This is a genomic window from Micromonospora sp. CA-111912 (assembly GCF_050948415.1).
In the GTDB taxonomy this organism is placed as follows: Bacteria; Actinomycetota; Actinomycetes; order Mycobacteriales; family Micromonosporaceae; genus Micromonospora.
Map to the genome: position 1 here is coordinate 3,853,313 of NZ_CP192007.1, position 13,608 is coordinate 3,866,920.

Annotated in this window: 12 protein-coding genes; 2 read left to right on the top strand and 10 right to left on the bottom strand. The window is 74.2% G+C overall.

Features of this window, described 5'->3' with window-relative positions:
* Positions 1-66 precede the first annotated feature (66 nt).
* The gene (locus tag ACQPZO_RS15935; protein WP_433341809.1) at positions 67-1,548 is read left to right on the top strand and encodes an MFS transporter; all 1,482 of its coding nucleotides are present in this window, start codon (positions 67-69) and stop codon (positions 1,546-1,548) included.
* Positions 1,549-1,640: 92 nt separating this feature from the next.
* On the opposite strand, the gene ACQPZO_RS15940 is transcribed toward ACQPZO_RS15935, so the two are convergent.
* The 3 genes from ACQPZO_RS15940 to ACQPZO_RS15950 form a co-directional block, all read right to left on the bottom strand.
* Positions 1,641-2,300: a hypothetical protein gene (locus tag ACQPZO_RS15940; protein ID WP_433341811.1), complete on the bottom strand. Its 660-nt coding sequence runs from the start codon at positions 2,298-2,300 to the stop codon at positions 1,641-1,643.
* 13 nt (positions 2,301-2,313) lie between these two features.
* Positions 2,314-4,098: a DUF4012 domain-containing protein gene (locus ACQPZO_RS15945; RefSeq protein WP_433341813.1), complete on the bottom strand. Its 1,785-nt coding sequence runs from the start codon at positions 4,096-4,098 to the stop codon at positions 2,314-2,316.
* Between the two features lie 88 nt (positions 4,099-4,186).
* Positions 4,187-5,446 (bottom strand): glycosyltransferase family 4 protein, encoded by a 1,260-nt coding sequence (locus ACQPZO_RS15950; protein WP_433341815.1) that lies wholly within the window; start codon positions 5,444-5,446, stop codon positions 4,187-4,189.
* 162 nt (positions 5,447-5,608) lie between these two features.
* Between ACQPZO_RS15950 and ACQPZO_RS15955 the strand changes: the two genes are divergently transcribed.
* Entirely contained in the window at positions 5,609-6,163 is a 555-nt protein-coding gene (locus ACQPZO_RS15955) for a low molecular weight phosphatase family protein (protein ID WP_433341816.1), read from the top strand.
* On the opposite strand, the gene ACQPZO_RS15960 is transcribed toward ACQPZO_RS15955, so the two are convergent.
* The 7 genes from ACQPZO_RS15960 to egtA form a co-directional block, all read right to left on the bottom strand.
* Positions 6,144-7,616, bottom strand: a complete 1,473-nt coding sequence (locus ACQPZO_RS15960) for a polysaccharide biosynthesis tyrosine autokinase (protein ID WP_433341817.1) — start codon at positions 7,614-7,616, stop codon at positions 6,144-6,146. The genes ACQPZO_RS15955 and ACQPZO_RS15960 overlap by 20 nt on opposite strands.
* A gap of 368 nt (positions 7,617-7,984) precedes the next feature.
* Positions 7,985-8,191 carry a hypothetical protein gene (locus ACQPZO_RS15965; RefSeq protein ID WP_433341818.1) on the bottom strand — a complete coding sequence of 69 codons (207 nt, stop codon included), beginning with the start codon at positions 8,189-8,191 and terminating at the stop codon, positions 7,985-7,987.
* Positions 8,192-8,312: 121 nt separating this feature from the next.
* Positions 8,313-8,900: a TMEM165/GDT1 family protein gene (locus ACQPZO_RS15970; protein WP_433341819.1), complete on the bottom strand. Its 588-nt coding sequence runs from the start codon at positions 8,898-8,900 to the stop codon at positions 8,313-8,315.
* A gap of 270 nt (positions 8,901-9,170) precedes the next feature.
* On the bottom strand, positions 9,171-10,136 hold the full coding sequence (egtD, locus tag ACQPZO_RS15975; protein WP_433341820.1) for an L-histidine N(alpha)-methyltransferase: 966 nt from the start codon (positions 10,134-10,136) through the stop codon (positions 9,171-9,173).
* Positions 10,136-10,942 carry an ergothioneine biosynthesis protein EgtC gene (gene egtC / locus ACQPZO_RS15980; protein WP_433341821.1) on the bottom strand — a complete coding sequence of 269 codons (807 nt, stop codon included), beginning with the start codon at positions 10,940-10,942 and terminating at the stop codon, positions 10,136-10,138. Before egtC ends, egtD begins: the two co-directional genes overlap by 1 nt.
* A 73-nt stretch (positions 10,943-11,015) precedes the next feature.
* Positions 11,016-12,347 carry an ergothioneine biosynthesis protein EgtB gene (gene egtB, locus ACQPZO_RS15985; protein ID WP_433341822.1) on the bottom strand — a complete coding sequence of 444 codons (1,332 nt, stop codon included), beginning with the start codon at positions 12,345-12,347 and terminating at the stop codon, positions 11,016-11,018.
* Positions 12,344-13,579: an ergothioneine biosynthesis glutamate--cysteine ligase EgtA gene (gene egtA, locus ACQPZO_RS15990; protein ID WP_433341823.1), complete on the bottom strand. Its 1,236-nt coding sequence runs from the start codon at positions 13,577-13,579 to the stop codon at positions 12,344-12,346. The genes egtB and egtA overlap by 4 nt, the downstream gene beginning before the upstream one ends.
* Positions 13,580-13,608 lie beyond the last annotated feature (29 nt).

The window sequence follows — 13,608 nt, forward strand, 5'->3', positions numbered from 1 at the left end:
GTTGCCCCACGTGGGCCCGGGTAGCGATCATTGACACGTGATCGACGGCCGACGGGGGGCAACGCCATGAGCCCAGGACGGCCGGACCGACCGGGCCAGTCGGCGGATGCTGCCGACGGGGCCGACGACGTCGACAACCGACGGCGCTGGCAGGCCCTCGGGGTCGGCCTGGTCGCCGCCTTCATGACGCTGCTCGACGTGAGCATCGTCAACGTCGCCGTGCCGTCCATCGACCGGGCGCTCGGCGCGACCCCGAGCGACCTGCAATGGGTCCTGTCCGGGTACGCGCTCACCTTCGGCCTGGTGCTGGTGCCGGCCGGACGGTTCGGCGACGCCCGGGGCCGCCGCAACGCGTTCGTCCTGGGGATCGCCCTGTTCACGCTGACCAGCGCCCTGGCCGGGTTGGCCCGATCACCCGAGTGGCTGGTCGGAGCCCGACTGCTGCAGGGTGCCGCCGCCGGAATCGTCAACCCGCAGGTCACCGGCCTGATCCAGCAGTTGTTCCGGGGCCCGGAACGGGCCCGACCGTTCGGCCTGCTCGGTGCCACGATCGGCATCTCCACCGCGGTCGGCCCGCTGCTCGGCGGGCTGCTGATCCAGGCGGGCGGCGAACAGCACGGCTGGCGGTGGGTCTTCTTCGTCAACGTGCCGGTGGGGATCGTCGCGGTGCTGCTCGGCTGGCGGCTGCTGCCCGCCCGCCCGTCCGGCGGCGTGTCCCGGCACCGGCTCGACCCGGTCGGGGTGCTGCTGCTGGCCGTCGGCGTGCTGCTCCTGCTCCTGCCGCTGGTGCAGCGGGAACAGTGGCACAGCCCGTGGAAGTGGGCGCTGGTTCCCGCCGGCCTGGTCACGCTCGCCGGCTTCGGCCTCTGGGAGCGGTGGTACGCCCGGCACCAGACGCCGCTGTTCGACCTGCGACTGTTCAGGTTCCGCTCGTACACCCTCGGGTCCCTGATCGCGCTGGTCTACTTCGGTGGCTTCACCGCGATCTTCTTCATCTTCACCCTGTACCTCCAGAACGGCCTCGGCTACAGCGCGCTGATCGCCGGCCTGGCCATCACGCCGTTCGCCCTCGGCTCGGCCGCCGCGTCCGCGCTCGGCGGCCGGATCGTCAACCGGTACGGCCGCCCACTGGTCGCCGTGGGCCTGCTCGCCGTGGTGCTCGGCCTCGGCGCGGTGGTGTTCGTGCTGCGCGGCGACCCGCACGGCTCGGTGCCCCTGCTCACGGCGGTACCGCTGCTGATCGCCGGGCTGGGCAGCGGCCTGGTCATCGCCCCGAACCAGACCCTCACCCTGTCCCAGGTCCCGGTGGAGCAGGCGGGCAGCGGCGCGGGGATGCTCCAGACCGGACAGCGGATCGGCTCCGCCGCCGGCATCGCCGCCGTCGGCGCGGTCTTCTTCTCGTCCCTGGCGGACACCGGCGGGAACTGGTCGACGGCGTTCCGACACTCGCTGCTGCTTGCCGCCGGCATCATCGCGCTCGCCCTGATCGCAGCCCTGATCGACATCCACCGCAGCCGCCGGGCCCCCCAGCCCTCCACTCGCCCCTGACCACCCCGGAGCTGGCAGCGCGCGTGACGGTGCCCGCCGGTGAACAACCCGGCGGGCACCGTGTCATGCGGTAGCTCAGGCACTCAGGACGGTCAGCGCGTCGACCCCGTGCCGAAGCGGTTGCGGCGACGCCAGGCCAGCCCGGCGATCGTCAGCACCACACCGACACCGAGCAGCCCACCGCCGACGGCCAGCGGCGTGCCGATGTTGTCACCGGTCACGGGCAGCCCCCCGTGCGGCTTGCGGGTCGGGGTCGGTGTGGGCCGCTCGCGTGGGAGCACGGTCAGGGTCGCGGTGGCCGTCCTGCCCGTGGCACCGACGGCGGTGAACGTGAGCCGGCCGGTGACGCTCGGCGTGTGGCGGGTGGAGTACTCCCCCGCCGCGTCGGCCCGCACCGTGAACCGCAACGGCGCCGCCGCCTGGTAGGCCACCGGAGCCATCGCGACGGTGCTGCCGTCGCTGCGGCGGGCCGGCGCCTGACCGGGCAGGCCGGCGGCGAGTGGCGTCGCCGCCACGGTGTGCTCGACGGACTCGTTCGGCCCGAACCCGGCACCGGTCAGGGTGACGGTCTGACCGAGGACGATCGTCGACGGGTTGACCGTCAGCGCCGGGGGCTGCGGCGGGTACTGCGGCGGCTGTTGTGGGCCGGACGGCGACGGTGTCGGCTGCGGCTGCGCCGCCCCCGCCGCGGTCGGCGCCGCCACGACGGCAAGGCCGAGCGTGAGCGCCATGATGATGCGGGATAGCCGCATGATTGGTTCCCCTCTACTGGTCACAGTGTGGTGCGGACTTAACTTGGGTGGTCCATGGGGTGGCGGTCGGGGTGAGCCAGAGGTCGGCGTCTCCGCTGCCGGTCCTGCCGGTCAGCACGTCGACATCGAGGGTCCGGGTGACGCCGGGGCGTACCTCGACGTTGGCGATGACGACCTGTCGCCGCCGTTCGAGGCCGCTGCCGACCCGCAGGTCGACTCCGTCGAGCCGGCTGGCGAGCACCGCACCGCCGGCCGGGCTGTAGACGGACACCAGGGTGCGGACGGTGTACGGGTCCCCGGCCAGGCCCAGGCCGAGGACGGAGGGGGAGAGCCCGCTGGCGGGCGCGGTCGAGTGGAGCGTGAAGCTCAGCCGTAGCTGCCGCCGGCCGTCGGGGCGGCAGTCCCCCACGGTCAGGGTCGCCGACGGCCGCAGGTAGTAGCCGAGCTTCGCGCCGCTGCCGTCGTTGAGGAACACGCCGACGGTGGGAACGTTCTCCTGCTCGGGCAGCGCCCCACCCAACCGGCTACCGGCGATGACCCGCTGCTCGGCCGGGTGGGCGCTCCAGAACAGGATCCGCCGCTCGCCGATGGCGCGGTCCAGTGCGGACAGCAACGCCCGGGGGTCGACCTCCCGGGCGAAGAAGGTGCTGAACACCGCCGCCGCTGAGGCCGCGAAGAACTTGTCCTGCCTGGCCTGGTCCAGCCGCTGGTACGTGTCGGAGAGCAGGGTGTGCACCACCTTGTCGCTGACCAGGGTGGTGTTGCCCGGCACAGGCACCGGTCCGGTGGCCTTGAGCAGGTACGAGAGCACCACCGGGTCGACCGCGAGCACCCCGTCGACCGTGGTGCCGCTGCGCTTGCGGTACATCGCCCGGAAGAGCGCCGCAGCGGTCGGGAAGTGCGGGGTGAGGTTGACGTCCGCCGGATACGTGCCGACCAGATCGGTGTACAGGTTGCGGACCTCGGTGCTCAGCTTCGCGGACAGGTCGAAGCGGCCCAGGCTGGCGGCGGCGTCCTGTGCGCCCATCCGGAGCCGGCCGCCCTCTGCCTCGATCACCGCGTACGCGCCGAACATGCCGCCGGTGGCCCGCAGCTCCGCCGGGTTCTGCGACACCAGCAGGTAGCTGCGCGGCCCGTCCGCGCCGAGCAGGTTCGGCAGCAGACGGGCGGCCTGGTCGGCGGCCCGGGTCAGGGCGGCCAGCCGGTCGGTCTCGGCCCGCAGGTCCGTCACGGCCTGTCGGACCGGGTCGACCAGTCCGGTGGTGGGCACGGCGGCGAGCCGGGCGTTGGTACGCCGGACGACCTCGTCGGTGTCGGTGAGCTGGGCCGAGACGGCCCGGAGCTGACTGACGTCCAGCCGTCCCTTGCCGGGCAGCAGCGTGGACAGGTCGGTGCGCAGCAGGGCGGGGAACGCGTCCCGGGCGAGTTCGTCGACGGCCACCGCGATCTCGCGGACCGCGGCGAGGTCGTCCCCGGCGTACGGGGTGTGCCGGCCGACCGACCAGCCCGGGTCGGCGGTGGCGTCGCGGGCTGCGGCGGCCTGCTCCTGGAGCGCGGCGAGGGTGCGTTGCGCCCGGTCGGCATCGGCCCCGACCACCTCGGTGCTGAGCTGCCGCGCCAGCCCGGCGGCGTTGAGCAGGTGGGCCCGGGCCTGCCAGCCACGGAAGCCGACCCAGCCGCCGCCGACCGCGACGAGCGAGCCGACGATCAGGCCGGTGAGCAGGACGCGGCGTACCCGCGCCCTGGTACGCCGTCGGGATCTTCGCCGACGGCGGCGGGGCCGCACAGTGTCGCTCACACCTGCTCCCGTCGTAAAGCGGACAGAAATGATGATTCATCGTTTTCTAGCATGCATGGTGCACTCCGCGTGGGAATATCGCGCTTTTTCAGACTTCGAGTCCCGTATGAGGGTTTCCGTCCGGCGAGTCCGAACCACGACGCCGCCCGGCCACCTCGTACAGCAGCTCCTCCACGCGGTCCACCCCGCCGCGCGTGGACATGTCGCGCAGGTACGCCTCCCGGCCGCGCCGCCCCATCTCCAGCCGCGCCGGCGTCGGGATGGTGGCGGCCAGCCAGAACCGGTCGGCCAGGGTGGCCCAGTCCTCCGGCGGGCAGGACAGCCCGGCCCGGGCCCGTTCCACGATCTCCACGGTGTCTCCCCCGGCGGAGGCCACCACGGGCGAGGCGGAGCTGAACGCCGCCTGGAGCTTGCCGGGGACGCTCCCGCGCAGCTCCGGCAGGTCGCGCAGCATCACCAGCTGGTAGTCCGCGGCGGCGTACAGGTCGGACATCTCCAACGGCGACCGGCGCGCGACGAACCGGACGTTGCGGGCCCCCAACTCCTCGGCGAGCCCCCGTACCCGCCCCTCGTCGGGGCCCGAGCCGACCAGGACCAGGTCCATCGTGCCGCGCAGCGGGGCGGCGGCGCGGACCGCCGTCTCCAGGCCCTGTCGGGCGCCGATGGTGCCGGCGTACATCACCGCGCAGCGGCCGTCGCCCCGGACCAGCCGGCGGGCCTCCCGGGTCGGCTCGGCGGGGCGGAACAGCCGCTCGTCGGTCCAGTTGAGCACCACCCGCACCCGGTCGGCGTCGGCACCACCGGCGACCACCAGGTCACGCATGGCGGGGGCGGCGACCGCGACCAGGTCGGCGGAGCGGTAGAGCCGACGGGTGGCCTTGGCGAGCCGGTCCGCCCAGGGGCGCGCCGCCTCCGCCGGCCCGGGCAGCTCCGGGTGCACGTCCTGGACGTGCAGCAGCGTCGGGACCGCGCCCAGCAGGCGCAGCAGCCCGGCGGCGGCGAAGGTCGTCGGCGGGAGCTGGTGGACGTACAGGGCGTCGACGCCGGCGAGCTGCCCCCGGCCGATCGTCCCGACGCTGGCGGCGAAGGACAGCCAGCTCGCCATCCTGGCGCGGACGGAGGCGTCCCCACCGGTCCACCGCGGCACCCGGCGCACGGTCAGCCGCTCGCTGCGGCTCTCGTAGCGCCACCGCTGCCGCCAGCCCGGATAGGCGTGGCCGCCCGGGTAGTCGGGAAAGCCGGTCAGCACGCGAACCTCGTGGCCGCGGGCGGCCAGCCCCTCGGCGAGGCTGCCGGGGATGAACGCCGGCTCCGGCGGGAAGTGGTACGCCAGGATGCCGATCCTCACCGGGCACCCCCACCCCGGCGGTCACCTTCCGGCGCGGCGTGGCCACCCTGTGCGGTTGCGCCTGCGTACGATGCCGGCAACGCGCTGCCCACGGGCGCCGCCTCGGCCGGTGCCGGCACAGCGCCGGGCCGACGCGCGACCAGACCGCTGGGAGAGTTTCCGATGGCCGACCGGATCCTGTTCGTCTGCCACGCCAACATGTGCCGCTCGCCGATGGCCGAGTACCTGGCCGGCTGGCTGCTGGCGAAGCTGCCGGTCGAGGTGGCCAGCGCCGGCACGGCCGCCGTGGACGGCCGGCCGATGCATCCGTACGCGGCGCAGGTGGCCGCCGGGACCGGCCGGGATCCGGCGGCGTTCCGCAGCCGGGCGCTGACCGCCGGCCAGTTGGCCGACGCCGCGCTGGTGCTGACCGCGACCCGTCGCCAGCGGGCGTCCTGCGTTTCGCTGGCCCCCGCCGCACTGCACCGCACCTTCACCCTGCGCCAGTTCGGTCGGCTCGCCGGGCTGGCCGACGCGCCGAACACCACGGACGCCGGGGCGCTGCGCGCGGCGGCGCGGGCGGCAGCCCAGGCCCGGGGTCGGTTGCAGCCGACCACCACGGCCGAGGACGACCTCATCGACCCGATCGGTGGCACGCCGATGGACTTCCGGCGCTGCGCGCAGGAGATCGAGCGGTCGTTGACACCGGTCGCGGTGCTCATCGAGGCAGCCGGGTGAGTTCCTGCGTCGGGTCGGCGGCCCGCTCCTGGCCGAAGAACCCGCTGCTGGGGGCTGCCGCCGGCTTACCCACCCGCTCGGCCGGGGCGGCGACCGGCGCGGGGGGTACGTCGATCCGGTAGCTCTCGTACTGGTCGGTCTCGGCGCGGCCGAGCTTGGCCATGTTGAGCACGCAGCCGAGCAGCCGGACGGAGACCGACTGGAGCGCCTGAGCGGCGGCGGCGATCTGGCCGCGGTCGGTGCGCCCGTACCGGCTGACCACCAGCGCCCCGTCGGCCTGGACGGCCACGACGACGCCGTCGGTGACGGTCCGCAGCGGGGCGGTGTCGATGACGACGATGTCCGCCGACTCCCGCAGCACCAGCAGCAGGTCCGCCATCGCCTTGGAGCCGAGCAGCTCGCTGGGGTTGGGCGGGACGGAGCCGGCGGGCAGCACCAGCAGGGACTTGTCGCCCCATCGCTGCACCACGTCGCCCACGCTGACGTCGCCCAGCAGCACGTCGGTCAGCCCGACGCTCGCCTCCAGGTTCAGGTACTCGGCCACCTTTGGCCGGCGCAGGTCGGCGTCGACCAGCGCGACCCGCCAGCCGGCCTCGGCGAGCGCGATGGCCAGGTTGCAGGAGAGGGTGGTCTTGCCCTCCCCCTGCAACGCGCTGGTCACGGCGATGACGCGGGCCGGTTCGTGGACGTCGACGAAGCGCAGGTTCGTCCGCAGCTTGCGGACCGCCTCGGCGCGCGGCGAGCTGGCCGCGTCCCCGACGATCAGCGGCGCGGTGCGCGCGGTGGGGTCGAACGGGATCTCACCGAGCAGCGGGCTGCCGGTGGCGCGTTGGAGGCCGACCGCGTCCCGCAGCCGGTTGTCGAACCGGGTCCGGAGCACGGCCAGGCCGAAGCCGACGAGCAGGCCGGCGAGCGCGCCGACGGAGAGGTTGAGCGGCGGCTTGGGCGACACCGGCACGGAACTGACCCGGGGTCCGCTGATCACCTCCACCTTGATCGGGGCGGTCCGCCCCTCGGGGGGTGTCTCCACCGCCTTGACCAGCTCGACAAACTGGGCGGAGACCGCCTCGGTCAGCCGCAGCGCCCGCGTCGCGTCGGTGTCGGTGACGGTGCCGCGCAACAGGACGGTGTCGGGGACGGTGCTGGCGTCGACCCTGGCCTGCACCTCCTCGGCCGTGAGCCCGAGCGGGTTCTTCGCCACGACGCTCTGCGCCAGCCGGTCGCTCTTCAGCAGGTCGGCGTACGACTTGACGCGCTGCTGCATGAAGATTCCGCCCTGGTACGCCTCGCTGACCCCCTGGTTGGGGACGGTGACGAAGTAGGTCACCGAGGCGACGTACCGGGGCTTCGTCTGGACCGTGACCAGAGCGGCCACGCCGAGACTCACCATGACGGCGAGCAGGACCAGCCACCAGCTGCGTCGGACGGCCCGGAGGTAATCACGAACGTCCATCAGCCGGGAAGCCCCCGTCCGGTCCGTGCGGTCGACTTGTCAAGCACAAGAGCTCCTCAGCAGTCACGGGGCGGTCATCGGCTCCGACACCCCCACCCAGCGCATTCGGCTCCACCGACTGTAGAGGATGTAAGCGGTCAAACGCCGCAAACGGCCCATTTAGCGAGACATAGCCATTAATGGGGCCACTCGCATCGCCGAATTCGTTCGGAACAACTGCCCCGGGACCCGGGAAGTGACGTAGGAAGCGGCGAACAGGCGTCGCGCGGCCCGGGCGGCCGGTGACCCGTGCCGACCCCGGCGGGACCACTCTTCCCGGGGCGCGACGGTGGGGGGCGGCCTGCTGCCGCCGCCCCCCACCGGTGGACTCAGCGTCGGCGCTCGGCCGGCTCGTCCTCCTCGACCTGCTCGGTCTCCTCGCCGATCGCCTCGTTGAACGGCTCGGTGAGGTCGTCGCCCGGGACGGCCACCTGCTCGGCGAGGTCCTGCTCGTCGGGCCGCCCACCGGGTTGCGGCTGGGGCGCGGTGGCCCCGCCGGCGAAACCGTACTCGTTGGGTTCGTCGTGCCGGCTCATACCGTCATCCTCCCGATTTATCCAGATTGTCTCCCGTGGCCCACGGTAGGCGTTGATCGTCTTCGGCGCAGCGCGCTACGGATTGTCGACGCGACACCGGCCCGACCGGGCCCGGTCGGGATCAGTTGAGCTCGGCGACGGCCTCGAAGATGAGCCAGAGACCGCAGATGGCGAAGAGCACCGCCGCGCCGTACCGGATGGTGCGCTCCGGCAGGTGCCGGCCGAGCATCCGGCCGACGAGGATCGCCAGCGCGTCCGCGGCCACCATGCCGAGCGTCGAGCCCAGCCAGGTGCCGAACCAGCCGTACTTGGTGGCCAGGGTGATGGTGGCCAGCATCGTCTTGTCACCCAGCTCGGCGAGGAAGAACGCGACGCCGACGGCGAAGACGGCGGACTTGCCGCTCCGCTCGGCCTTGCGCTTCTCCTCCTCGGTGAGCTTGTCGCCGCGCAGCGTCCACGCGCCGAAGCCGAGGAACGCGATGCCGGCGATGAGGGAGATCCACCCGGTGGGCAGGGCGGCACCCAGCCCGTAACCGATGGCCACCGAGGCCAGGTGGACGAGGGCGGTGGCGATCGTGATGCCGATCAGCACCGGGACCGTCTTGAACCGCGTGGCGAACGTCAGCGCCATGAGCTGGGACTTGTCGCCCAGCTCGGCGACGAAGATGACGCCGAAGCTGACGACCAGCGCGACGAGGAAACCTTCCATGACACCCTTCCCGATGGTGCCGGGCCGGGGTGTGGGGCGCCCTCGACCCGGCCGTTGTGCACAGCCTGGATCGAAGGTCTCGCCCGCCCCACCTCAGGTGGGGCCGCGTGGCCGGATGCGGAACGCACCAGTGTGTCGACCACGACATTGGGGGCTACTCCCCTTCGCCCCGGCAGCGTAGCCGATCGGTGCGGCCGGGGCCGACGCGGGTGGACGGCGTCACCCGCGTCGGGCTGGCCGCGTCACCCGCGTCGGGCCGGCGGGAGCGGCTCAGTCGGCGCGGGCCAGGGTCACGCCGAACAGGCCGTCGGCGTCGGTCCAGAACTCGTGGACGGTGAAGCCGGCGGCGGCCAGCTCCGCCGCGATCCCCTCCGGGCGGAACTTCGCCGACACCTCGGTGCGCAGCTCCTCCCCCGCCGCGAACGCCACGTCCAGGTCGAGCACCCGGACCCGCTGCGGACGCTCGGCGCGCAGCCGCATCTCGATCCACTCCCGCTCCGGGTCCCAGAGCGCGACGTGGGTGAACGCCTCCGGATCGAAGTCGGCACCCAGTTCCCGGTTGACCACCCGCAGCACGTTGCGGTTGAACTCGGCGGTCACCCCGGCCGCGTCGTCGTACGCGGGGACGATGACCGCCGGGTCCTTGACCAGGTCGGTGCCGAGGAGCAGCCAGTCGCCGGGCTCCAGGGCCGCGCGCATGGCGGCGAGGAAGCCGGCCCGCTCGGCGGGGAGCAGGTTGCCGATGGTGCCGCCGAGGAAGATCACCAGTCGGCGTCCGCCGGCGGGCAGCCGATCGAGGTGCCTGGTGAAGTCCCCGACGATGCCGCGTACCCGCAGCCCGGGGTAGTCGGCGGCGATCTGCTCGGTGGACTGCCGCAGGGCGCTGACCGACACGTCCAGCGGCACGAACGTGCCCAGCCCGCCACGGCGGGTGAAGGCGTCCAGCAGCAGCCGGGTCTTCTCCGACGAGCCGGAGCCCAGCTCGATCAGCGTCTTCGCCCCGGTCAGCTCGGCGATCTCGCCCGCCCGCTCGGCCAGCACGGACCGCTCGGCCTGGGTCGGGTAGTACTCCGGCAGGCGGGTGATCTCCTCGAACAGCTCGCTGCCCCGGGCGTCGTAGAACCACTTGGGCGGCAGCCACTTCGGTGCCGCGGTCAGCCCGGTCCGCACGTCCTCCCGCAGCCCGCGACCGAGGTCCTGCTCCTCCAGGTAGATCTCCAGCGGTTCGACGCTCATCAGGTGTCCCCCTCCGTCACTCGTGTCGTTTCCCCACCTGCCGGCCGGTTGACGGGTCCGCCCCCGAACAGGGCGTCGACCCGGGCCCCGGCGGTCGTGGCCACCACCAGCTGCCCGTCCGGCACCGCCTGCCAGCCGGGCTCGTCGTCGTGCGGTTCCGAGGCCAGCAGCACCGCGCCCGGGGTCCGCCGCAGCGACAGCGCGTGGCCGGCGACGCTGGCCACGACGGTCCGCCCGTCGGTGAGCAGTAGGTTGAGCCGGGACCCGGGCGCCGCCGCCGCGACCCGCGTCACCGTGTCGGCGACCGCCCGCGCCGGGTCGTCCCCGGCGCGCAGCCGGTGCCGCACCAGGGCCCAGAGCAGCGCCGCGTCGGTCGGCGCGTCGAGGGTGAGCAGGTCGCGTACGGGCAGCCGGCCGGCGAGCCCGGTCACCGCGTCGGGCCAGCCGCGGACCACCCCGTTGTGGCTGAACAGCCACGGACCCTCCGCGAACGGGGCGACGGCGGTCTCGGCCACCGGCATGCCGACAGTGGCCGACCGGACGGCGGCCAGCACCGCGCCGCTGGTGGTGGCCGCAGCCAGCTCCGGCAGCGTCACGTCGCCCCAGATCGGCGTGCCCCGCCGGTAGCGCAGCGGCTCGCCGCCGCCGGGCGGGTACCAGCCGACGCCGAAGCCGTCGGCGTTGACCGTCCCGCCGCCGCGCATGTCCCGGGGCGCCCAGGACTGTCGCACCAGGGAGTGCGGCGGGTCGTACAGCAGGGCCCGCAGGCTCACCGGCGGCCCGACGTACGCCAGGTGCCGGCACATCAGGCGGCACCGCCGGCCGGGCCCGCGCCCCCGCCGGACGTCCGCCGGGGCGCGGTCGCCACCGGGTACGGCATCACCGGGGCGCTTCCTCCGGCCGGGCGTCGCGGGCGCAGCGGAAGCCGCTGAAGATCTGCCGCCGGATCGGGTAGTCCCAGTTGCGGAACGTCCCCCGGCAGGCGGCCCGGTCGGTGCCGAACGACCCGCCGCGCAGCACCCGGTGGTCCTCGCCGAAGAACACCTCCGAGTACTCCCGGTAGGGGAACGCGGTGAAGCCGGGGTGCCCCCGGAAGGTGCTGGCGGTCCACTCCCAGACGTCGCCGACGAGCTGGTGCACCCCCAGCGGCGACGCGCCGGCCGGGTACGCGCCCACCGGCGCCGGCCACAGGTGCCGCTGCCCGAGGTTGGCGTGCTCGGCGGTCGGGTCCTCGTCGCCCCACGGGTAGCGGCGGGACCGGCCGGTGGCCGGGTCCCAGCGGGCGGCCTTCTCCCACTCGGCCTCGGTGGGCAGCCGCCTGTCGGCCCACGCGGCGTACGCCTGCGCCTCATGCCAGCAGATGTGCACCACCGGCTCGTCGGCCCGCACCGGGGACCACCGGCCGAACCGCTGGTACGCCCACCCGCCGCCGTCGCGCCGCCAGTGCATCGGCGCGGTCAGCCCGGCCTCGGTGCGGTGCCGCCAGCCGGCCTCGCTCCACCAGCGCGGGTCGTCGTAGCCGCCGTCGGCCATGAACTCGGCGTACCGGCCGTTGCTGACCGGGGCGGCGTCGATGACGTACGCGGGCAGGTGGACGGTGTGCGCGGGGCGCTCGTTGTCCAGCGCCCACGGGTCGGTGGAGGTGCCCATGGTGAACTCGCCGGCCGGGACGAGGACCTCGTCGGCGACCCGGGCGCTCGGCTCCGGCGGGGGCGGGGCGTGCAGCGCAGGCGGGCCGAGGCGGAGCTGGTGGGTGGCGAGCATGGTCTCGTCGTGCTGCTGCTCGTGCTGGACGATCATGCCGAAGGCGAACCCGTCGGCGACCAGCGGACGGTCGGTGAACGGCACCCGGTCGAGCAGGTCGTGCACCTTGTCCCGGACGGTGGCGAGGTAGGCGCGGGCCTCGGCGGGCGGCAACAGCGGCAGCGTCGGGCGGTCCCTGCGGGGCTGCTTGAACGCGTCGTACAGGTCGTCGATGTCCCGCCGGACGGGCTCGCGCCCGCCGACGTCCCGGACCAGCCAGAGTTCCTCCTGGTTGCCGACGTGGGCGAGGTCCCACACCAGCGGGGACATGATCGGCGAGTGCTGGCGCATCAGGTCGGCGTCGTCGACGGCCTCGGTGAGCAGGGCCGTCCGCGTCCGGGTGCGCTCCAACTCGGCGGCGATCCGGTCGCGCAGCCGCTCCGTGCCGAGTTCGTGGATGGTCGTCACCGCGTTCCCCTCTCCGTGGCGGTCAGTCGCCCCCGTAGTGCGTGGGCGGTCTCGTCGTGCAGCGGGGCCGGCAGGTCGAGCTGGGGCAGGGCCGCCAGCGCCAGGTCGAGCAGGCCGGCGACGGCGCACGCCAGCGGGGGGTCGGCCAGCCCGTGCCGGGCCGCGACGTCCCACCGGTCGGCCACCGCGGCGGCGACGCTCGCGGCGCGGGCCACCGTCCCGGGGTCGGCGAAGAGCGCGGCCAGCACGGCCAGCGGGAGCCGCCAGTCCGGCCCCGGTTGGGCGTCCAGGTAGCGGATCTCCAGGTACCCGCGGGGCCGGACCACCGGGAACAGGGTGCTCAGGTGGTAGTCCAGGTCGTCCGTGGTGGGCGGGCGGGGCAGCGCGCCGGCGAGCCAGTCGCCGAAGGTCACCCCCGCCGGCGGGGTCCAGTCCGCGGCGTCGTCGCGCAGGCACAGCAGCGGCGCGGCCAGCGCGTACGTCGTCCAGGCCGCCACCGGGTCGGCGTCGGGCCGGGCCGGGGACCAGACCGGCCGGGTGCGGGCGGGGTCGATGGCCAGCCAGGCCGCCATCCGGGCGGACGCCCAGCCGGTGCGCCGCCCGGCGTGCCGCCCGGCCGTGGCGAACGCGGCGAGCAGCGGCGGGCCGACCGCGTGCGCCGCCGCCCAACGGGCCGCCACCTGGTCCGGTTCGCCCGCGTCGAGGCAGACCTGGAGGCCGGCGGTGCTGTACATCATGGTCCGGCCGGCCGTCCCGCCTCGGTCGAACACGCAGCGCATGGCGCGGTAGCGCGGGGTGTCGACGACCGGGCGCGGTGTCCGGAAGGGGTCGATGCCGGTGCGGCCGAGGGCGAGGCCGGCGACCCGGAGCAGGCCGGTGACCTGGGCGATGTCGGCGTCGGTGGCCTCGATCAGCGCGGCGACCGAGGGTCGCGGCGGGGTGGATATCTCGAGCTGGCCACCGGGCTCGACGGTCACGGCGCTGCCGTGCCGGAGCGGTTCGGCTGGGCTGGAGTCGTCGATGGTGACGGGGCTGTGTCGCCCCAGCGCCGCCAGCAGCCGTTCCCGGTCGACGGGGAGGGCGGGGTCCGCGGCGTCGTGCACGGTCCATTCCAGTTCGACGCCGGTGTGGGTGGGTGGGCCGGTCTTGAAGCAGATCCGGGCGATGTGCCGGGCGGCGTCGGCCGCGTCCAGCAAGCGGGTGTTCCGGTCCAGGTCCGGCGATGTCACCACGAGACGATTCCTCCCCGCGCTGGTTGGCT

Excerpts from the sequence above, each read along its gene's own strand:
- ACQPZO_RS15940 (WP_433341811.1), bottom strand. The coding sequence starts at position 2,300 with ATGCGGCTATCCCGCATCATCATGGCGCTCACGCTCGGCCTTGCCGTC.
- ACQPZO_RS15955 (WP_433341816.1), top strand. The coding sequence starts at position 5,609 with ATGGCCGACCGGATCCTGTTCGTCTGCCACGCCAACATGTGCCGCTCG.
- ACQPZO_RS15960 (WP_433341817.1), bottom strand. The coding sequence starts at position 7,616 with ATGGACGTTCGTGATTACCTCCGGGCCGTCCGACGCAGCTGGTGGCTG.
- ACQPZO_RS15970 (WP_433341819.1), bottom strand. The coding sequence starts at position 8,900 with ATGGAAGGTTTCCTCGTCGCGCTGGTCGTCAGCTTCGGCGTCATCTTC.
- ACQPZO_RS15965 (WP_433341818.1), bottom strand. The coding sequence starts at position 8,191 with ATGAGCCGGCACGACGAACCCAACGAGTACGGTTTCGCCGGCGGGGCC.
- egtC (WP_433341821.1), bottom strand. The coding sequence starts at position 10,942 with ATGTGCCGGCACCTGGCGTACGTCGGGCCGCCGGTGAGCCTGCGGGCC.
- ACQPZO_RS15935 (WP_433341809.1), top strand. The coding sequence starts at position 67 with ATGAGCCCAGGACGGCCGGACCGACCGGGCCAGTCGGCGGATGCTGCC.
- egtD (WP_433341820.1), bottom strand. The coding sequence starts at position 10,136 with ATGAGCGTCGAACCGCTGGAGATCTACCTGGAGGAGCAGGACCTCGGT.